Source organism: Pseudomonas schmalbachii (assembly GCF_017589465.1).
Lineage (GTDB): Bacteria > Pseudomonadota > Gammaproteobacteria > Pseudomonadales > Pseudomonadaceae > Pseudomonas > Pseudomonas schmalbachii.
Genome location: NZ_JAELYA010000001.1, coordinates 955818 through 974736 on the forward strand (window position 1 = coordinate 955818; position 18919 = coordinate 974736).

General features: G+C 66.8%; 14 protein-coding genes. 9 read left to right on the top strand and 5 right to left on the bottom strand.

The annotated features are described in order from the left end of the window. Positions 1 to 174 precede the first annotated feature (174 nt). The 5 genes from JFY56_RS04210 to JFY56_RS04230 are packed head-to-tail and all read left to right on the top strand — an operon-like array spanning position 175 to position 4714. A complete protein-coding gene (locus tag JFY56_RS04210; protein WP_208312205.1) occupies positions 175 to 1233 on the top strand; it encodes an ABC transporter substrate-binding protein in 1059 nt (352 codons plus the stop codon). Between the two features lie 53 nt (positions 1234 to 1286). Then, positions 1287 to 2096 carry an alkaline phosphatase family protein gene (locus JFY56_RS04215; RefSeq protein WP_208312206.1) on the top strand — a complete coding sequence of 270 codons (810 nt, stop codon included), beginning with the start codon at positions 1287 to 1289 and terminating at the stop codon, positions 2094 to 2096. Next, entirely contained in the window at positions 2093 to 2932 is an 840-nt protein-coding gene (locus JFY56_RS04220) for an ABC transporter permease (protein WP_208312207.1), read from the top strand. Before JFY56_RS04215 ends, JFY56_RS04220 begins: the two co-directional genes overlap by 4 nt. Further along, entirely contained in the window at positions 2919 to 3713 is a 795-nt protein-coding gene (locus JFY56_RS04225) for an ABC transporter permease (protein ID WP_208312208.1), read from the top strand. The genes JFY56_RS04220 and JFY56_RS04225 overlap by 14 nt, the downstream gene beginning before the upstream one ends. A 2-nt stretch (positions 3714 to 3715) precedes the next feature. Beyond that, positions 3716 to 4714, top strand: a complete 999-nt coding sequence (locus JFY56_RS04230) for an ABC transporter ATP-binding protein (RefSeq protein ID WP_208312209.1) — start codon at positions 3716 to 3718, stop codon at positions 4712 to 4714. Between the two features lie 277 nt (positions 4715 to 4991). Here JFY56_RS04230 and JFY56_RS04235 read toward each other — a convergent pair whose 3' ends face one another. The 3 genes from JFY56_RS04235 to recQ all read right to left on the bottom strand — a co-directional run bounded on the left by JFY56_RS04235 (position 4992) and on the right by recQ (position 10188). Continuing rightward, positions 4992 to 7106: a FimV/HubP family polar landmark protein gene (locus JFY56_RS04235; protein ID WP_236032417.1), complete on the bottom strand. Its 2115-nt coding sequence runs from the start codon at positions 7104 to 7106 to the stop codon at positions 4992 to 4994. A 295-nt stretch (positions 7107 to 7401) separates the two neighbouring features. Then, a complete protein-coding gene (locus tag JFY56_RS04240) occupies positions 7402 to 7836 on the bottom strand; it encodes a MarR family transcriptional regulator (protein WP_208312210.1) in 435 nt (144 codons plus the stop codon). A 204-nt stretch (positions 7837 to 8040) separates the two neighbouring features. After that, complete coding sequence (gene recQ, locus JFY56_RS04245) at positions 8041 to 10188, bottom strand: DNA helicase RecQ (RefSeq protein ID WP_208312211.1); 2148 nt, start codon at positions 10186 to 10188, stop codon at positions 8041 to 8043. Positions 10189 to 10540: 352 nt separating this feature from the next. Between recQ and JFY56_RS04250 the strand changes: the two genes are divergently transcribed. Continuing rightward, positions 10541 to 11128, top strand: coding sequence for a UPF0149 family protein (locus JFY56_RS04250; RefSeq protein WP_208312212.1), 588 nt, complete (start codon positions 10541 to 10543; stop codon positions 11126 to 11128). Further along, a complete protein-coding gene (locus JFY56_RS04255; protein ID WP_208312213.1) occupies positions 11129 to 11521 on the top strand; it encodes a YbaN family protein in 393 nt (130 codons plus the stop codon). It begins immediately after the preceding gene. 140 nt (positions 11522 to 11661) lie between these two features. Here JFY56_RS04255 and JFY56_RS04260 read toward each other — a convergent pair whose 3' ends face one another. Then, positions 11662 to 14766 (bottom strand): multidrug efflux RND transporter permease subunit, encoded by a 3105-nt coding sequence (locus JFY56_RS04260; RefSeq protein ID WP_208312214.1) that lies wholly within the window; start codon positions 14764 to 14766, stop codon positions 11662 to 11664. Next, the gene (locus tag JFY56_RS04265) at positions 14763 to 15920 is read right to left on the bottom strand and encodes an efflux RND transporter periplasmic adaptor subunit (RefSeq protein WP_208312215.1); all 1158 of its coding nucleotides are present in this window, start codon (positions 15918 to 15920) and stop codon (positions 14763 to 14765) included. The genes JFY56_RS04260 and JFY56_RS04265 overlap by 4 nt, the downstream gene beginning before the upstream one ends. Before the next feature lie 336 nt (positions 15921 to 16256). Between JFY56_RS04265 and lapG the strand changes: the two genes are divergently transcribed. Both lapG and lapD read left to right on the top strand, forming a co-directional pair. Continuing rightward, positions 16257 to 16955 carry a cysteine protease LapG gene (gene lapG / locus JFY56_RS04270; protein ID WP_208312216.1) on the top strand — a complete coding sequence of 233 codons (699 nt, stop codon included), beginning with the start codon at positions 16257 to 16259 and terminating at the stop codon, positions 16953 to 16955. 9 nt (positions 16956 to 16964) lie between these two features. Then, positions 16965 to 18917, top strand: coding sequence for a cyclic di-GMP receptor LapD (lapD, locus tag JFY56_RS04275; RefSeq protein WP_208312217.1), 1953 nt, complete (start codon positions 16965 to 16967; stop codon positions 18915 to 18917). Positions 18918 to 18919 lie beyond the last annotated feature (2 nt).

The window sequence follows — 18919 nt, forward strand, 5'->3', positions numbered from 1 at the left end:
ACCCGCCCTACTCGCTCTTCCCCCGCTCCAAAGCTCCTCATCCCCTCATGGTCTACGCTTTTCCAGGCCGATACAGGGAGATTTCCCGACACAAGATCATCACGCACGCAACGTAGATTGACGGGCGTTTCCCGGGATTTCCCCCTATCAATCCTGATGAGCCAAGGAGCTTCTATGAAACGCTTGCTCGCCCCACTACTGGGATCAGCCATCGCCCTCGGCGCCGGCCTGGCCATGGCCGCCGACGTCGACCTGCAGGCGCTGGAACAGGCCGCCCGCAAGGAAGGCCAGGTGAACAGCGTGGGCATGCCCGACAGCTGGGCGAACTGGAAGGACACCTGGAAGGACCTTGAAAGCAAGTTCGGCCTCAAGCACATGGACACCGACATGAGCTCGGCCCAGGAGCTGGCCAAGTTCAAGGCGGAGGGCGAGAACGCCACCGCCGACATCGGCGACGTCGGTGCCGCCTTCGGCCCGATTGCTGTGCAGCAGGACGTCAGCCAGCCCTACAAGCCGAGCACCTGGGATCAGGTTCCGGACTGGGCCAAGGACAAGGACGGCCACTGGGCGCTGGCCTACACCGGCACCATCGCCTTCATCATCAACAAGGACCTGGTGAAGGAGCCGCCGAAAAGCTGGGCCGACCTGTTGAACGGCAAGTACAAGGTCACCATCGGCGACGTCAGCTCGGCCGCCCAGGCGGTGAACGGCGTGCTCGCCGCGGCCATCGCCAACGGCGGCGACGAGAAGAACATCCAGCCGGGCCTGGACTTCTTCGGCAAGATCGCCAAGCAGGGCCGGCTGTCGCTGACCAATCCGGTGATCAGCACGCTGGAAAAGGGTGAAGTGGAAGTCGGCGTGGTCTGGGACTTCAACGGCCTCAGCTACCGCGACCAGATCGATCCGAACCGCTTCCTGGTGCTGATCCCCTCGGATGGTTCGGTGGTCTCCGGCTACAGCACCATCATCAACAAGTACGCCAAGCACCCGAACGCGGCGAAGCTGGCGCGCGAGTACATCTTCAGCGACGCCGGGCAGATCAACCTGGCCAAGGGCAACGCCCGGCCGATCCGCGCCGAGCACCTGACCCTGCCGGACGACGTCAAGGCCAAGCTGCTGCCCAACGAACAGTACGCCAAGGCGCAGCCGATCAAGGACGCCAAGGCCTGGGAAGAAACCTCCAAGCGCCTGCCGCGGATGTGGCAGGACAGCGTGATCATCAACATGCAATGACGCGGAGGTCCGCCGCGCACCAGCGCGGCGGGCGACTCCAGAAGGCGATCGCAATGCGCCACGATGTCATCCTGGTTGTCCTCGACGGTCTCAACTACTGCGTCGCCCACGACTGCATGGGCCACCTGCAGGCCCTCTGCAATGCCGGACGCGGCCAGTTGTACCGGGTCGAGAGCGAGCTGCCGTCGCTGTCGCGGCCGCTCTACGAATGCATCCTCACCGGCGTGGCGCCGATCGACAGCGGCATCCTGCACAACAACGTGGTGCGCCTGTCCAAGGAGCGCAGCCTGTTCCACTACGCCCGCGCCGCCGGCCTGAGCACCGCGGCGGCGGCCTATCACTGGATCAGCGAGCTGTACAACCGCGCGCCCTTCAATCCGACCCGCGACCGCCATACCGACGACCCGTCGCTGCCGATCCAGTACGGCCACTTCTACTGGGTCGACCACTATCCGGATTCGCACCTGTTCGCCGACGGCGAAAGCCTGCGCCGCCGGCATGAGCCGAACCTGCTGCTGATCCACCCGATGAACATCGACGACGCCGGCCACAGGCACGCCCTGAACAGCCCGCAGTACCGCAACAGCGCGCGGCACGCCGACATGATCCTCTCCGAATACCTGCACCAGTGGCTGGAGGCCGGCTACCAGGTGATGGTGACCTCCGACCACGGCATGAACGACGACTGCAGCCACGGCGGAATCCTGCCGGAGGAGCGCGAAGTGCCGCTGTTCACCTTCGGCGCGGCGTTCAGCCTGGACGACCAGGCGCGCCCACGGCAGGTGGAAATCTGCGGCACGCTCTGCGAAATCCTCGGCGCCGCCCACGACAAACCGGTCTGCCGGGAGCTGCTGAAGGCATGAAGTCACGCACCGCGAAGCTGCTCGCCCTGCTCTGCCTGCTGCCGTTCGCGCTGTTCTTCTTCGCTTTCCAGCTCGCCCCGCTGTTCTGGGTCGCCGTGCACAGCGTGCAGACCGCCGATGCCTGGGGGCTGGGCAACTTCCGGGAAGTCCTGGCCTCGCCGTTCTACCGCCAGGCCATCCGCCACAGCCTGGAGATTTCCCTCTGGTCGAGCCTGATCGGCCTGTTCATCGCGATTCTCGGCAGCTATTCGCTGCGCCAGGTGGACAGCCGGCTGCGCGACTTCGTCATGGCCTTCGCCAACATGACCAGCAACTTCGCCGGAGTGCCGCTGGCCTTCGCCTTCATCATCATCCTCGGCTTCAACGGCGCCATCACCCTGCTGCTCAAGCAGGCGGGCCTGATCGAGGACTTCAACCTGTACTCCAAGACCGGCCTGATCATCCTCTACACCTACTTCCAGATTCCCCTCGGCGTACTCCTGCTCTACCCCGCGTTCGACGCCCTGCGCGAGGACTGGCGCGAGTCGGCGGCGCTGCTCGGCGCCGGTGCCTGGCAGTTCTGGCGGCACATCGGCATCCCGGTGCTGACCCCGGCGCTGCTCGGCACCTTCGTCATCCTCATGGCCAACGCGCTGGGCGCCTATGCCACGGTCTACGCGCTGACCACCGGCAACTTCAACGTGCTGACCATCCGCATCGCCGGGCTGGTCGCCGGCGACATCTTCCTCGACCCGAACATGGCCAGCGCGCTGGCGATGATCCTGGTCGGCCTGATGACGCTGATCACCATCGTTCACCAGTGGCTGCTGCGCCGGAGCTACCATGCCCAGAACTGAACGCCGTGGCGGCCTGTACCACCGGCTGGTGGTCTACGGACTGTTCCTCATCCTGCTGCTGCCGCTGGCCGCCACCCTGGTCTACTCGCTGGCCACGCAATGGTCGGCCAGCGTGCTGCCGGACGGCCTGACCCTGAAGTGGTACATGCAGCTGTGGAGCGACCCGCGCTTCCTGGCCGCCTTCGGCCAGTCGCTGCTGGTGTGCTTCGGCGCGCTGGTGCTCAGCGTGCTGCTGGTGCTGCCGCTGATGTTCGTCGTGCACTACTACTTCCCGCGCCTGGACGCGCTGATGAACGTGCTGATCCTGCTGCCCTTCGCCGTGCCGCCGGTGGTGTCCTCGGTCGGCCTGCTGCAGATTTATGCGTCCGGCCCGCTGCCGCTGGTGGGCACGCCGTGGATGCTGGTCGGCTGCTACTTCACCATCGCCCTGCCGTTCATGTACCGGGCGATCAGCAACAACCTGCAGGCGATCAACCTGCACGACCTGATGGACGCCGCCCACCTGCTCGGCGCCAGCACCTGGCAGGCGGCACTGCTGGTGGTGCTGCCGAACCTGCGCAAGGGCCTGATGGTGGCGCTGTTCCTGTCGTTCTCCTTCCTGATCGGCGAGTTCGTCTTCGCCAACCTGCTGGTCGGCACCCGCTACGAGACGCTGCAGGTGTTCCTCAACAACATGCGCAACGCCAGCGGCCACTACACCAGCGCGGTGGTCATCTCCTACTTCGCTTTCGTCCTGCTGTTCACCTGGGCGGCCAATCGCCTGAACCGGGACAAGGATTGAGCATGGCTTTCCTCAGCGTCGAACGACTGAACAAGAGTTTCGGCAGCACCACGGTGTTCAACGACATCGACTTCTCCGCCGAGCGCGGCGAGTTCGTCACCCTGCTCGGCCCCAGCGGCTGCGGCAAGTCCACCCTGCTGCGCTGCATCTCCGGGCTGACCACGGTGGACAGCGGGCGCATCCTCATCGACGGCCAGGACGTGGTGCCGGTGAGCCCGCAGAAGCGCGGCATCGCCATGGTGTTCCAGAGCTACGCGCTGTTCCCCAACATGACCGTGCAGCAGAACGTTGCCTTCGGCCTGCGCATGCAGAAGGTGCCCGCCGACGAGGCGCGCCAGCGGGTCGCCGAGACCCTGGAGCTGGTCGAGCTGACCGGCCTCACCGGGCGCTACCCGCACCAGCTCTCCGGCGGCCAGTGCCAGCGGGTGGCGCTGGCCCGCTCGCTGATCACCCGGCCGCGCCTGCTGCTGCTCGACGAGCCGCTGTCGGCGCTGGACGCGCGCATCCGCAAGCACCTGCGCGAGCAGATCCGCCGCATCCAGCGCGAGCTGCAGCTGACCACTGTGTTCGTCACCCACGACCAGGAAGAGGCGCTGACCCTGTCCGACCGCATCGTCCTGATGAACGCCGGGCGCATCGTCCAGAGCGGCGACGCGGAGACCCTCTACACGGCGCCGGAAAACCTGTTCGCCGCCGGCTTCATCGGCAACTACAACCTGCTCGACGCCACGCAAGCCAGCCGCCTGCTGGGGCGCACCGTCGAGCGGCAGGTGGCGATCCGCCCCGAGTCCCTGCGCCTGAACCCCGAGCCCGGCGACGCCATCGAAGCCCGCGTGCTGTCGCGCAGCCTGCTGGGCAACATTATCCGCTACCGGGTCGAGGCCGCCGGCGTGGAGCTGACGGTGGACGTCCTCAACCGCAGCGCCGAACGCCTGTACCCGGCCGGCAGCCGGCTGGGCCTGCAAATCGACCACGACAGCATCCGCGAACTGACTGGATGACCGGGGCTGAACGGACAGGGAAAAGACTCATCGCGGAGGGTGAAACTGTAGGAGCAACTGTCTTGCATCCTGCGTAACTACGTGGCTGGACCAGAACCCGCGTAGGTTGGTGCTGAACGCAGTGAAGCCCAACGATGGCTATGTTGGGCTTCGCGTTGCTCAGCACCAACCTACGGTGAGCATTGCAGCCCGCAGGCCCGCAAGTCGCAGGGAGGGAACGCCGGGGAAAAGAAAAAGCCCGGCGCTGAACCGGGCTCCATCTCCAAGCTGAAAGAACTCAGGCAATCTTCGCCAGCAGCTCCCGCGCCTCGGCTTTCTCCTCGGTGTCGCCGTCCTCGATCACCTGCTTGAGGATGCGGTAGGCCTCGTCGAGGTTTCCGCTGTCGATGCAGGCGCGGGCGCGGTCCAGGCTGGCAAGCAGTTCGTCATGGTGGGCGGAGACTTCCTCCAGATCGCGCACGAAGTCGCCATCCTCCAGCAGAACGTCCTGACCGCCGAACACCTTGGCCTGTTGCTCGGCGTCCAGGTCGAATTCTTCGACGACCTCCGGCAGCTCGAACAGGTTGCTGCTGAACTCGTCGGTCAGATCGTCATTCAGTTCGACCTGCTTCTTCTTGCTGCACAGCGGATTATCCAGCGGGTTTTCCAGGCTGTCCCAGTCGAGGTCCCAGGCAATCTCGTTCGGGCCATTCCGGGCTCCTGCCACGGACTCGCTGGCAACCGTGGGTGCCGGACCCTCCAGTTCGATTTCGTCCCAGTCGGCGTCGCCCAGCGGCTCGGCGGGCTTCTCCGCCTCCACGACCGCTTGCGCCATCGCCGGATAGTGCGCCCTGATCTGCTCGATCTCCTTCGGATCAACACCCAGGCCCAGCAGCACCTGCGCCTGCTCCTGGAAGCCGCGGACATCGCCCAGTTCGGCGAGAACCGTCATCAGCTTCAGGCGCATGTCCATGCGTGCCGGGTGCCGGGCAATGGATTCGTTCAGCATGTCGCGGGCGTGGCCGTAGCGCCCATAGGCGATGTAGATGTTCGCCCCTTCCAGGCCATCGGTGCTGGCGGTCGGCAACTTCAGCACGGCCGCTCCACTTGCCGCAGGGGCCGCTGCCTTGGCTCGCCGGGTGGGTTGCACCACTTCCAGGGCGTCATACAGGTCTTCTTCGTCGAATTCGGAGGCAGGAAGCTCGGCCTCGACAGGCGTGTCGTCCGGTTTTTCCGACTTCCGGCGGCGCGCCAGCAGCAAGCCGCCGAGCAGCGCGAACAGCCCGCCGACCATCATCCAGCGCCAGCTGGAATCTTCCGTCGCTGCACTGGCCGTGGCGGCCGGGGCGGCTGCAGGAGCCTGTTGCGCCGGAGCCGGAGCCGCAGCGGCAGGCGCCGCTTGTGCCTTGGCGTCGTTTTCCTGGCGGCGCTGCAGTTCCGCCTGCAATTGCTGGATCTGCCGGTCACGGTCCTCCAGCGACTTCAGCATGCTGCCCAGTTGCTGTTCCATGCTGTCCAGCCGAGAACTCAGGCGGGAGCGCTCGTCGGTGAGTTCGGCCAGTTCGGTATTGGCATTGCTGACAGCGGCTGCAGTGACGGGTGCCGCTGGTGCAGTGGGTACCGTCGGTGCAGCCGGCGCGGCGGCTTCGACGCGCGATGCCGGCTGGGTGGCGGCCACGGCGGGCTGCGCGGGCTTCACCGGCGCCTCGGCGCTGGCAGGGAGAGTCAGGGTCTGGCCGGCCTTCAGGCGATGCGGATCGCCATTGATGAAGGCCTGCGGATTGAGCTGGTGGATGCCGTCCATCAACTGCGCGTGCGCGGTACCTCTGGCGCCCAGGCGCGAGGCGATGCTCCACAGGGTGTCGTTCCTGACCGTGGTGTAGCGCCCTTCTCCGGCGGCAATCGGTTTGCGCGCCACGGCGGCCTGACGCGGCGCAGCCTGGCGACGCACGCTCGGCTGGGCGGCAGGAGCGGCAACGTAGCGCTCGGTCGCGCTCGACACGCCTCGCGGCGCATAACCAGGCGGATCGAGCAGCACGGTGTACTCGCGCATCAGGCGGCCGTTGGGACGTTCCACTTCGAGCAGGAAGCTCATGTAGGGCTCGCGCACCGGTTGCGTCGAGCGCACCTTGATGTAGCTGCGACCGCCGCGGATCACCGGAGTGAAGCGCAGATCCTGGAGGGACATGAAGCGTTCGACGCCGGCCTGCCGGAAGGCGGCTTCACTGGCCAGGCGGGCGATCAGTTCGTCGGCGCCGAGATTGCCGACCTGGAGCAGTTCGATATCGGCATCGAGGGGTTGGTTGAGGGCCGAGTGCACGGTGACTTCACCGAGCCCCAAGGCATACGCGTGGCCAGCGATGGCCATCGACAGTGCAGCAAGCGCCAGGGGAATTCTATTTGTTCTAGCCATGACCCCAACCTTTAAATTCCGGGACAACAAGCCTTCCCGGCTACCCGAAAGCCGAAGGCGGCGGGCAATGCCAGGTCCACATGCTTGACTTCAATCGAAATCCAGCCCTCACACGCCTTCAGTCGGACCTGTAACAAACAGGAACACTGCAATCACGGATAGGTGCAAATAGCGATTTGGTCAAGATAACTCGTCAAAATTCCAACGAGCAACGCCTCTGAGCCCTTTATTTTCAAGGGTCAGAGGTCTGTCGTCAGAAAAATGGCAGAGGTGCCAGAATACTGTGAATCGCTTCTCAGTTTTTCTCAAGATTGGCGAGGATTCGCGAGAGAATCCTTTGACATAACGCAACGTCCTCCTCGGAGACTCCGGAAAGTACGTCGTTGCGAACGCTGGCGGCGATGCTTTCGATGTCGGCGATCAGCACGTCCGCCTTGGGGGTGAGGGCGATGTGCTTGGCGCGGCGGTCTTCCGCGACCGCCAGGCGGCGGACCAGTCCCTGGGATTCGAGACCATCGAGCAGGCGCGCCAGGGTCGGCCCCTCGACGCCCACGGATTGGGCCAGTTCGCGTTGTGTCGGGACGTTGGCGTTGCGTGCAAGGTGAAGCAGTACCAGCCAGCGAGCCTGCGACAGCCCCAGGTGGCTGAGGCGACGGTCGAGTTCCGCACGCCAGGCGCGGGAAGCCTGGGCGAGCTGGGTACCGAAGTAGTGCTTATCGTTATCGGACATTGTGGAGCAACTTTCGGGCTAATTGATTTGACTAATTATTAGCCTGCTAATCAAGGCAGCACAATGCCGAAGTTGTGGCCGACTGTGTCGCCCCGCGGGGACGCAGGATGGGTAGGTTGGCGCTGAACGCAGCGAAGCCCAACATCGGTCCGGCATTGGCACGTTGGGCTTCGCAAGCTCAGCACCAACCTACGTGGAGCTGACTCAGGCTTCCAGTTCGGCCTGCAGGGCGGCGCGCACGCAATGCAGGACGCCGACGGGCACACGGCCGGCGAAACGTTCGCTGAGCGCGGCCACCGCCGGCAGTTCGCCGTCCTCTTCCAGGAAGGCGTCCTGCACCTCGCCGAGCAGGTCCTCCGGCAGATCCAGCGCCTGCTCCAGAGACAGTTGCTGGCGACCGATGGCTTCGGCCAGCAGGCTGTAGACGTTCTTCTCGCTGCAGTCGAGCTTGCGGGCGATCTGCGCCGGGGTCATGCCGGCACGAGCCAGGGTCACCAGTTCATGCTGCAGATCGACTACCGCAGCCGGCGCGGCGGGCGCCGCTTCGGATTCGGTGAGCACATCGAGGAAGGCCTGGCCGTAACGCTCCAGCTTGCGCGCGCCGACGCCGCTGACCTGCGCCATGTCGGACAGCGAGCGCGGCTGGCTGCGCAGCATTTCCAGCAGGGTGGCGTCGGGGAAGATGACGTAGGGCGGCACCGAGTGCTCCTGCGCCAGCTTGCGCCGCAGGGTGCGCAGGGCTTCCCACATTTCGCGCTCTTCCTGGCGCACCAGTTGGCTGGCCGCGCTGGCGCCGCCCGTGGCAGAGGAGGATTTGGCGCGCTGCGGCTTGAGATCGCGGCGCAACTCCAGTTGTACCTCGCCGCGCAGCAACGGACGGCAGGCCTCGGTCAGGCGCAGACCGCCGTAGCCGTCGAGATCGACATCGGCGAGACCACGCGCCACCAGTTGGCGGAACAGCGTGCGCCACTCGTCCTCGGCGCGCGATTTGCCCAGGCCGAACACCGCCAGGTGCTGGTGGCCGAGGCTGCGAATCTTTTCCGTCTCGCGGCCGAGCAGGAGGTCCACCAGATGGCCGACGCCATAGCGCTGGCCGCTGCGATAGATCGCCGACAGCGCCTGGCGTGCCGGTTCGGTGGCGTCCCAGGTCTCGACGCCGTCGACGCAGTTGTCGCAATGGCCGCAGGGATTGGGCAGTTCCTCGTCGAAATAGGCCAGCAGCGCCTGGCGGCGGCAGCGGGTTTCTTCGCAAAGGGCAAGCATCGCCTCCAGCTTGTGCCGCTCGATGCGCTTGTGGCGCTCGTCGCCCTCGGAGTTCTGCATCATCTGCCGCAGCAGCAGCACGTCCTGCAGGCCGTAGGCCATCCAGGCGTCCGCCGGCAGGCTGTCACGGCCGGCACGGCCAGTTTCCTGGTAGTAGGCTTCCAGGCTCTTCGGCAGGTCGAGGTGGGCGACGAAGCGCACGTTGGGCTTGTCGATGCCCATGCCGAAGGCGATGGTCGCCACCATGATCAGCCCTTCCTCGTTGAGGAAGCGCTTCTGGTTGAAGGCACGCAGCTCGTTGGACAGCCCGGCGTGGTAAGGCAGCGCCGGATAGCCCTGGTTGCTGAGGAATTCGGCGACTTCCTCGACCTTCTTGCGCGACAGGCAGTAGACGATGCCGGCATCGCCACGGCGTTCGGCGAGGAAACCGAGCAACTGCTTGCGCGGCTGCTCCTTGGGCACGATGCGGTAGAAGATGTTCGGCCGGTCGAAGCTGGAGAGGAACTGCTCGGCGTCCTGCAGGTGCAGGCGCTGGATCATTTCCTCGCGGGTGCGCATGTCCGCCGTGGCGGTCAGGGCGATGCGCGGCACATGCGGGAAAAGCTCGGCGAGCTGGCCCAGTTGCAGGTATTCCGGGCGGAAGTCGTGGCCCCACTGCGACACGCAGTGCGCCTCGTCGATGGCGAACAGGCCGATGTGCAGCTGTTGCAGGAAGCTCAGCATGCGCGGCTGCACCAGGCGCTCGGGGGCCAGGTAGAGCAGCTTGATCTCGCCCCGGCGCAGGCGATCGGCGATGTCCCGCTGGGTTTCCGCGCTCAGCGAGGAATTCAGCGCGGCGGCCGGAACGCCAAGTTCGTCGAGGGTGGCGATCTGGTCCTCCATCAGCGCGATCAGCGGCGACACCACCACCGTCAGCCCCTCGCGCAGCAGCGCCGGGACCTGGAAGCACAGCGACTTGCCGCCGCCGGTGGGCATCAGCACCAGGGCATCGCCGCCGCTGGCCACGCGCTCGATGATCCGCGCCTGATTGCCACGGAAGGCGTCGTAACCGAAAACGTCTTTGAGGATGCGCTGGGCCTGGTCGAGCATGGGGGACTCCGGATCGAAGCGGCGCATTATACGCAAGCGCGTCGCTCGTAACCGGTCAGCCGTCGCGGATGGCGCTGTAAATGTCCGGAATGTGTCTGGAATGGGGGTTAGCGGTTGGCAGAAGCCCCCTCACCCCAACCCTCTCCCTGAGGGAGAGGGAGCTGTTCGGCGTGGATGGGAAATCCGTTGTCTCAGGTTCTGCCGTGTTGCCCCCTCTCCCATTGGGAGAGGGCTGGGGTGAGGGAAACCCAGCCAACACCCCGGAAACCCTCTGCCACCGGCCTTCAGCTTTTGCCCACAGCCCCCGGCTCGACTACAATTCAGGCCCGCATCCCCGTCGAGGTAGTAACCGATGTCCTTCACCGAACAGCTGTCCCGCCTGCAAGCCTTTCTCGATGCCGATGACCTGCACGAGGAAGCCTTGGACTACGTGGCGGCACACGGTTACCTGACCGCCCTGGCGATCTGTCCGGAGGAAGTGCCGGAGCGCGAGTGGATCGATGCCCTGTTCGCCGAGCCGCCGCACTATCGCAGCGAAGAGGAAAAGGCGGAGATCGAAAGCACCCTGGTGGTGCTCAAGGGCCAGATCACCCGCATGCTCGCCAGCGACGAGGAACTGGAACTGCCCTGCGATCCCGAACTCGGCCAGGATCCGGACGACTCGGATATCCGCGGCTGGTGCATCGGTTTCATGGAAGGCGTGTTCCTCCGCGAGGCGATCTGGTTCGAGCAGGCCGAAGAGGAAGTCAGCGAGCTGCTGCTGCCGATCATGGTCGGTTCCGGCCTGTTCGACGAACAGCAGGAGTTCGAGGAAATCGTCCGCGACCGCCACCTGGTGGACGACATGGTCGCGCAGATTCCCGAGCTGCTGACCAACCTGTTCCTGCTCTGCCAGGCACCGGAAGAAAAGCCCGCACTGCTCAAGCCGCGCCATCACTAAGTGGAAGCACGTCGCAACACCCCGGCGTGGGTGCGTTATTGCCTGCTCTGCGTCGGCTGGCTGAGCGTGGTGCTCGGCGTGATCGGCATCTTCCTGCCGGTCCTGCCGACCACGCCCTTCCTGCTGCTTGCGGCGGCCTGCTTCATGCGCAGCTCCCAGCGCTTCTACGACTGGCTGGTCTACCACCCCAGGCTGGGCCCGTGGATTCGCGACTATCTCGACGGCGAGGGCATTCCGCTCAGGGGCAAGATCTACACCCTGGCGCTGATGTGGACCAGCATCGCCTTCTCCTGCTACCTGGTGCGCCGCCCCATCGCCTGGGCGTTCATGCTGACCAGCGCGACGCTGGTGTCGATCTACATCCTGCGCCTGAAGACCCGCGAACTGCACTGAAGCCCCGGAACCCTGGTCGTTGGGCGCCCCCGTAGGTTGGGCTGAGGTACGAAGCCCAACGATCTTGCCCCGGTACGTGCTGCTGTTGGGCTTCGCTGCGCTCAGCACCAACCTACATTCTGACCGCTCAACCCTGGCACCTATCGTTGGGCTTCGCTGCGCTCAGCCCAACCTACGTTGCCGTGCTGGCCGCGATGGAACAGCCGATCCAGCGCCAGGTAGACCACCGGGGTGCTGAACAGGGTCAGCGCCTGGCTCACCAGCAACCCGCCGAACACCGCGATCCCCAGCGGCTGGCGCAGTTCCGAGCCGGTGCCGAAGCCGATCATCAGCGGCACCGCGCCGAGCATCGCCGCCAGAGTGGTCATCATGATCGGGCGGAAGCGCGCCAGGGCCGCCTCATGGATCGCCTCGTACGGCGCCAGCCCGCGCTGGCGCTGGGCGGCCAGGGCGAAGTCGATCATCAGGATGCCGTTCTTCTTGACGATGCCGATCAGCAGCACCACCCCGATCAGCGCCATCACCGAGAACTCCTGCCCCCAGAGCCAGAGCATGAACACCGCGCCGATCCCCGCCGAAGGCAGCGTCGAGAGGATGGTCAGCGGGTGCACGAAGCTCTCGTAGAGCACGCCGAGGATGATGTACACCGCCACCAGCGCGGCGAGGATCAGCAGCGGCTGGGTCGCCAGCGAGCTCTGGAAGGCCCGGGCGGCGCCCTGGAACACGCCGATGATGGTCGACGGCATGCCGATCTCCTGCTGCACCTGCTCGATCAGCCGCACCGCATCACCGAGCGGCATGCCCTCCTCCAGGTTGAACGACAGGTTGACCGCCGGGAGCATGCCGTTGTGGTTGATCTGCAGCGGTCCCGAGCGCTCCGGCGTGACCTGTGCGATGGCCGCCAGCGGGACCATCTCGCCGGTCAGCGGCGAACGCAGGTGGAACCACTCCAGGCTCTCCGCGCGGCCACGCTGGCGGGCGTCCAGTTCGAGGATCACCTTGTACTGGTTGACCTCGGTCTGGTACTCGCCGACCTGGCGCTGGCCGAAGGCGTCGTAGAGCGTCTGGCTGACATCCTCGGCGTTCAGGCCGAAGCGCGCCGCCGCCACCCGATCGATCTCCAGCGCGGTGATGCTGGCGCCGACCTGCAGGTCGTTGGACACGTCGGCCAGCCCCGGTTCGGCCTTCAGCCGCTCGGTCAGGCGCTGCGCCCACAGCGCCAGCTGGCTGCTGTCGTTGCTGCGCAGGGCGAACTGGTAGAGCGTGCGCGCCGGGCCGATGTTGAGGTTGATGTCCTGCGCCGCACGCAGGTACAGGACGATCCCCGGCACCTTGGCCAGTTGCGGGCGCAGGCGATTGATGAAGCCGCCCACCGCGACGTCGCGGTCGCCGCGATCCTTGAGGACGATCCAGAAGCGCCCGTTGGCCAGGCTCTGGCTGCCGCCGGTGATGCCGATGGCGTGGTTGTAGGTGAGCACCGCCGGGTCGCGGGCGACGATCTCCGCCAGTTGCCGGTGCTTTTCCGCCATGTCGGCGTAGGAAATGTCTTCGGCGGCCTGGGTGGTGCCGAACACGAAGGCGGTGTCCTGCATCGGGAAGAAACCCTTGGGAATGCCTATATAGCCCGCCACCGCCAGCAGCACCGTGAAGCCGAAACCGACCAGCATCAGCCGCTGATGGCCGAGGGACCAGTCCAGCCCGCGCCGGTAGCCGGCCAGCAGCCAGCCGGACATGCCCCGGCCGTCGTGCTTCGGCAGGCTGCCCATGTAGCGCGAGGCGAGCATCGGCGCCAGAGTCAGCGCGGCGACCACGGAGATCAGGATCGCCACCGTCACGCTGAGGGCGAATTCGCGGAACAGCCGGCCGACGATGCCGCCCATGAACAGCAGCGGGATGAACGCGGCGATCAGCGAGAAGCTGATGGATATCACCGTGAAGCTGATCTCCGCCGCGCCCTGCAGGGCCGCATCGAGCTTCGACTGGCCCTGTTCCAGATGCCGGTGGATATTCTCCACCACCACGATGGCGTCGTCGACGATGAAGCCGACGGCGATGATCAGCGCCACCAGGGTCAGGTTGTTGAGGGTGAAGCCGAGCAGGTACATCGCCGCGAAGCTGGCACTCAGCGACACCGCCAGCACCGTGGCGACGATCAGGGTGGCGGAGAGCTGGCGGAGGAACAGCCCCATCACCATGATCACCAGCCCCATGGTCAGCAGCAGAGTCAGCTCCACCTCGTGCAGCGAGGCGCGGATGGTCCGCGTGCGGTCGTTGAGAACCTCCACCTCGACGCTCGCCGGCAGCATCTCGCGCAGGCGCGGCAGGGCCTCGCGGATGGCGTCGGTGGCCTCGACGATGTTCGCCCCCGGCTGGCGCAGCACTACCAGGGCCACCCCCGGCTTGCCGTTCGGCCAGGACTTCACGTAGTCGTCCTCCGGCGCGGCGACGATGCGCGCCACGTCCTTGAGGAACACCGGCGCGCCCTCGCGATAGGCAACCACCAGATTGTCGTACTCGCCGGGGCTGAACAGCTGGTCGTTGGCCGCCAGGGTGGAAACCCTTCCCTCGCCGAACAGCGCGCCCTTGGCCTGGTTGCGGCTGGCCGCCTGCAGCGACTGGCGCAGGTCGGCAAGGGTCAGGCGGTAAGCGGCGAGCTTCTCCGGCTGCGCCTGGATGCGGATCGCCGGGCGCTGCTGGCCGGCCATGAAGATCTGCCCCACCCCGGAAATCTGGCTGAGCTGGCGCGCCAGCAGCACTTCGGCGTAGTCGCTCAGCTCGATCAGCGGCATCAGGCTGGAACTGACGCTGAGGATCATGATCGGGCTGTCCGCCGGGTTGACCTTACGCCACACCGGCAGGTTCGGCATGTCGTCCGGCAGGCGCCCGGCAGCGGCATTGATCGCCGCCTGCACTTCCTGGGCGGCGACGTCGATGTTCTTCTCCAGTTCGAACTGCAGGGTCAGCACGGTGGAGCCGAGCGCGCTGCTGGAGGTCATCTCGCTGATCCCGGGGATCGCGCTGAACTGCACCTCCAGCGGCGTCGCCACCGCCGAGGCCATGGTTTCCGGGTTGGCGCCGGGCAACTGGGCGGTGACCTGGATGGTCGGGAAATCCACCTGCGGCAGCGGCGACACGCCCAGGCGGAGGAAAGCCAGCAGGCCGAGCAGCAGCGAGGCAATGGTCAGCAGCGCGGTGGCGATCGGGTGCCGCACGCACCAGCCGGAGACGCCGGCGCCGGTGTTCACGGCTGCGCCCTCCGCCGCGCCACCGCATCGCCCCCGCCGACCACCTCGACCCTCGCCCCCGGCGTCAGCCGCGAGTGGCCGTCGAGCACCACCTGGTCACCCGCCGCCAGTCCCTCGACCACGCTGACCCCATCGACATCCTGCGCCACCGTGACCGGCACCGCCTGCGCCTTGCCGTCTTCTACGCGGAACACGAAGTTGCCCTCCAGGCCGCGGCGCACCGCCTTGCTCGGCAGCACCAGGCGGTCGTCCAGCACCCCGGCCTGCACGCTGACGGCGACGAACTGCCCCGGCCATAACTGCGAGCCGGCGTTGTCGAAGATCGCCCGCACGCGGACGGTGCCGGTGGAGCTGGCCACCTGGTTGTCCAGGCTCTGCAGCCGCCCCTCCGCCAGCTTGCGCCCACCGTCGCGAGTATAGGCGATCACCGGCGTCGCCCCGCCGAGCAGCGTATGCAACTGCGACAGGCTTTCCTGCGGCAGCGAAAAGACCACCGAGATCGGCGAAATCTGCGTCACGGTGAACAGGCCGATGGCGTCGCTGACCCGCAGCAGGTTGCCCGGATCGACATTGCGGATGCCCACCCGGCCGCTGACCGGCGAGGTGATACGGGTGTAAGACAGGCGCACGCGCTCGGCGTCGATCAGCGCCTGGTTGGATTTCAGCGTGGCGCGCAGCTGGGCGGCCTGCGCTTCCTGCTGGTCGAGGACCTGTTTGGACACCGCACGGTCGGCGTACAGCAGCCGGTAGCGCTGCAGGTCCTGATCGACGATGCGCAACTGTGCCTCGCTGTTCAGCCGCGCGGCCTCGGCCTGCGCCAGCAGCGCCTTGATCGCCCGGTCGTCGATGGTCGCCAGCAACTGGCCGCGTTCGACCAGTTGCCCCTCCTCCACCAGCACCTGGGTCAACTGGCCGTCCACCTGGGTGCGCAGCACCACGTTGTGCAGCGAGGTCACCGTGCCGATGCCGGAGAGGTTCTGCGCCACGTCCTTGCGCTCGACCTGCGCCAGCACCACCGGCACTCCCGGCGGCGCGGCGGCGGCCCGTGGCGCCGAGGCCTGCCGCACCACGCCCCAGTAGAGCGCCGCGCCGCCGGCTGCCAACAGCAGCGCCAGCACCAGCCATCCCGCCTTGCCGATCCGTCCCGTCCGCATCCGCCCGATCCTCATCCTGTTTCCGACCGCCTTCAGTTTTACTGCCCCTCACCCCAACCCCCTCCCAGGGGGAGAGGGGGCGGTATGGAGTTGCGGGCAGACGCGGAGTTCCGCCGGATGCCGATCAGTCCCCTCTCCCTTCGCGAGAGGGTTGGGGTGAGGGGAAAAACAGCCCCGAGCCAAACGGCATTCCCGTAATCATCCCCCTTTATAGGCCCTCCGGCAGCGCCCGAGGAGCAGCGAAACATACAATCCTGTCAGTTTTCGTTTCAGCCGCCGGCTGGCGAGTCTCGCCACTGTCTCTTAGGCTTCATTCATCCCCTCCGGAGCCCGGCGATGCAGTCATTACAAGGAGCGTACCGACTCACCTCGCGCCGCCGGGCGAACCTGCTGCTGCCGGTGCTGCTCGCGGTACTCGGCGCCGCCCTGGCGAACTGGAAATTCGACGAGATCCTCAAGCGCGCCGAACGCACCTACGGCGACCTCGGCGAGGCGCGCCAGCGCATCGAGGACTGGGGGCGGCTGATCGACGCCAGCCGAGACCTCGACGAAGCCGGCAAGCTGCAGGCGGTGAACGCCTACTTCAACCGCACCCTGCTGTTCAGCGACGACAGGAACCTGTGGAGCCGCGACGACTACTGGGCGACGCCGCTGGAGTCCCTCTGGAAAGGCGCCGGCGACTGCGAGGACTACTCCATCGCCAAGTACGTGACGCTGCGCCAGCTCGGCGTCCCCGGCGACCAGTTGCGCATCACCTACGTCAAGGCGCTGCGGCAGAACCAGGCGCACATGGTGCTGGCCTGGTACGCCACGCCCACCGCCGACCCGCTGGTGCTCGACAACCTCGACCCGGACATCCGCCCGGCATCGCAGCGCAGCGACCTGCTGCCGGTCTACGCCTTCAACGCCGAGGGCCTCTGGCTGCCCGGCCCCGGCGGCGGTAAACGCAGCGGCGACAGCAAGCAGCTGTCGCGCTGGCAGGATCTGCTGGCCCATATGCGCGCCGAGGGCATGAACCTCGACGACACGCGCTAGGAGTGAACCATGTCCCTGCTCAAGCAACTCTTCCTCGCCATCTGCATGTTCCTCGTGGTGGCCTTCGCCGGCAGCTTCGCCAGCAGCGTGGAAAGCTCGCGCGAACAGCTGATCAGCCAGCTGCGCTCCCACGCCCAGGACGCCGCCACCGCCCTCGGCCTGTCGCTGACGCCGCATGTGGATGACCCGGCGATGATCGAACTGATGGTCAGCTCGATCTTCGACAGCGGCTACTTCTCCAGCATCCGCGTGGTGCGCATCGCCGACGGCAGCGTGATCGCCGAGCGCCAGCGCGGCGAGATGCCCGACAACGTCCCCGACTGGTTCGCCAACCTGGTCAGCCTCGATCCCGAGGGCGGCGACGCGCTGATCATGCGCGGCTGGGAGCAGGCCGCGCGGGTCGAGGTGATCAGCCATCCGCGCTTCGCCCTGGCGCGGCTGTGGGACGGCGCCATCGGCAGCCTGACCTGGCTGCTCGCCTGCGGACTGGTCAGCGCCCTGCTCGGCGGCTGGCTGCTGCGCGCCCAGCTGCGTCCGCTGGAACAGATGGTGCAGCAGGCCCAGGCGATCAGCCGCCGCGAATTCCTCACCCTGCCCCGCGAACCGCGCACGCCGGAACTGCGCCGCGTGGTGCAGGCGATGAACCAGATGGTCGAGAAGCTCAAGGCGCTGTTCGCCGAGCACGCCGCGCACAGCGAACGGCTGCGTGAGGAAGCCTATAACGACAGCCTCTCGGGCCTGGCCAACCGCCGGCTGTTCGACTCGCGCCTGGACGCCCAGCTGCTGGCCTCGGAACAGGGCGCCTCCGGCTACCTGATCCTGCTGCGCCTGAACGACCTGGCCGGACTCAACCAGCGGCTCGGCGGCCAGCGTGCCGATGCGCTGATCCGCGAAGTCGCCGACCTGCTGCGGCGCGCGCAGGAACAATCCGGTACTTCCGACTGGCTGGCGGCGCGCAGCCGCGGCGGCGAGTTCACCCTGCTCGCCCCCGGCCTGCAGGCCAGCGAGGCGGAACTGCTGGCCGACAACCTCAGCACGCAACTGGAAAACCTGCGCCTGACCGGCGCCAGCGACTGCTCCCCGGTAGCCCACCTGGGCCTGGCCGCGTTCCATCCCGGCGACGCGCCGGCAGCCCTGCTGGAACGTGCCGACCAGGCGCTGGCGCAGGCCCAGGGCACTCCCGAACGCCCCTGGCAGCGCCTGGACGACGCCAGCGCCCCGCCGGCGCGGGACTCCCACGACTGGCGCTCCTGGCTCGACGAGGCGCTGCAGAAGAATCGTCTGCAACTCTGGCTGCAACCGGTGCGGCGCTGCACGGAAGACGGCGAACTGCTGCAACGCAAGGCCCTCGCCCGCCTGCCCGGCCCGCAGGGCGAAGCCATCGGCGCCGGCCGCTTCCTGCCCTGGGTCGAGCGCTTCGGCTGGGGCGCGCGCTTCGACCTGGCGATGCTCCAGCACGGCATCGACTGGCTGACGCGGAACCCGGAACCACTGGCGCTGAGCCTGTCCGCCGGCAGCGTGCGCGATGCGCGCAACCTGCAAGGCATCCTCGACGTGCTCAAGGCCCACCCGCAGCAGGCCAGGCTGATCACCCTCGAAGTCGACGAACGCCACCTGCCGCCACCCGCCGAACTGGAGCGCATGGCCCGCCAGGTCCGAGAAACCGGAGCCGGCCTCGGCCTGCAGCACTTCGGCGGGCGCTTCAGCCTGATCGGCAACCTCACCCACCTCGGCCTGGCCTACCTGAAGATCGACGGCAGCTACATCCGCGCCATCGACCAGGACAACGACAAGCGCCTGTTCATCGAGGCGGTCAGCCGCGCCAGCAACAGCATCGACCTGCCGCTGATCGCGGAAATGGTCGAGAGCGAGGGCGAACTGCTGGTGCTGCGCGAGATGGGCATCCACGGCGCGATGGGCCGGCAGATCGGCCCGCCGGAGCCGTCAAGCGATATCCCGTAGGT

Coding starts and splice junctions, on each gene's coding strand:
- lapG (WP_208312216.1), top strand. CDS start 16,257: ATGCAGTCATTACAAGGAGCGTACCGACTCACCTCGCGCCGCCGGGCG.
- JFY56_RS04210 (WP_208312205.1), top strand. CDS start 175: ATGAAACGCTTGCTCGCCCCACTACTGGGATCAGCCATCGCCCTCGGC.
- JFY56_RS04250 (WP_208312212.1), top strand. CDS start 10,541: ATGTCCTTCACCGAACAGCTGTCCCGCCTGCAAGCCTTTCTCGATGCC.
- lapD (WP_208312217.1), top strand. CDS start 16,965: ATGTCCCTGCTCAAGCAACTCTTCCTCGCCATCTGCATGTTCCTCGTG.
- recQ (WP_208312211.1), bottom strand. CDS start 10,188: ATGCTCGACCAGGCCCAGCGCATCCTCAAAGACGTTTTCGGTTACGAC.
- JFY56_RS04215 (WP_208312206.1), top strand. CDS start 1,287: ATGCGCCACGATGTCATCCTGGTTGTCCTCGACGGTCTCAACTACTGC.
- JFY56_RS04230 (WP_208312209.1), top strand. CDS start 3,716: ATGGCTTTCCTCAGCGTCGAACGACTGAACAAGAGTTTCGGCAGCACC.
- JFY56_RS04265 (WP_208312215.1), bottom strand. CDS start 15,920: ATGCGGACGGGACGGATCGGCAAGGCGGGATGGCTGGTGCTGGCGCTG.
- JFY56_RS04225 (WP_208312208.1), top strand. CDS start 2,919: ATGCCCAGAACTGAACGCCGTGGCGGCCTGTACCACCGGCTGGTGGTC.
- JFY56_RS04220 (WP_208312207.1), top strand. CDS start 2,093: ATGAAGTCACGCACCGCGAAGCTGCTCGCCCTGCTCTGCCTGCTGCCG.
- JFY56_RS04240 (WP_208312210.1), bottom strand. CDS start 7,836: ATGTCCGATAACGATAAGCACTACTTCGGTACCCAGCTCGCCCAGGCT.
- JFY56_RS04235 (WP_236032417.1), bottom strand. CDS start 7,106: ATGGCTAGAACAAATAGAATTCCCCTGGCGCTTGCTGCACTGTCGATG.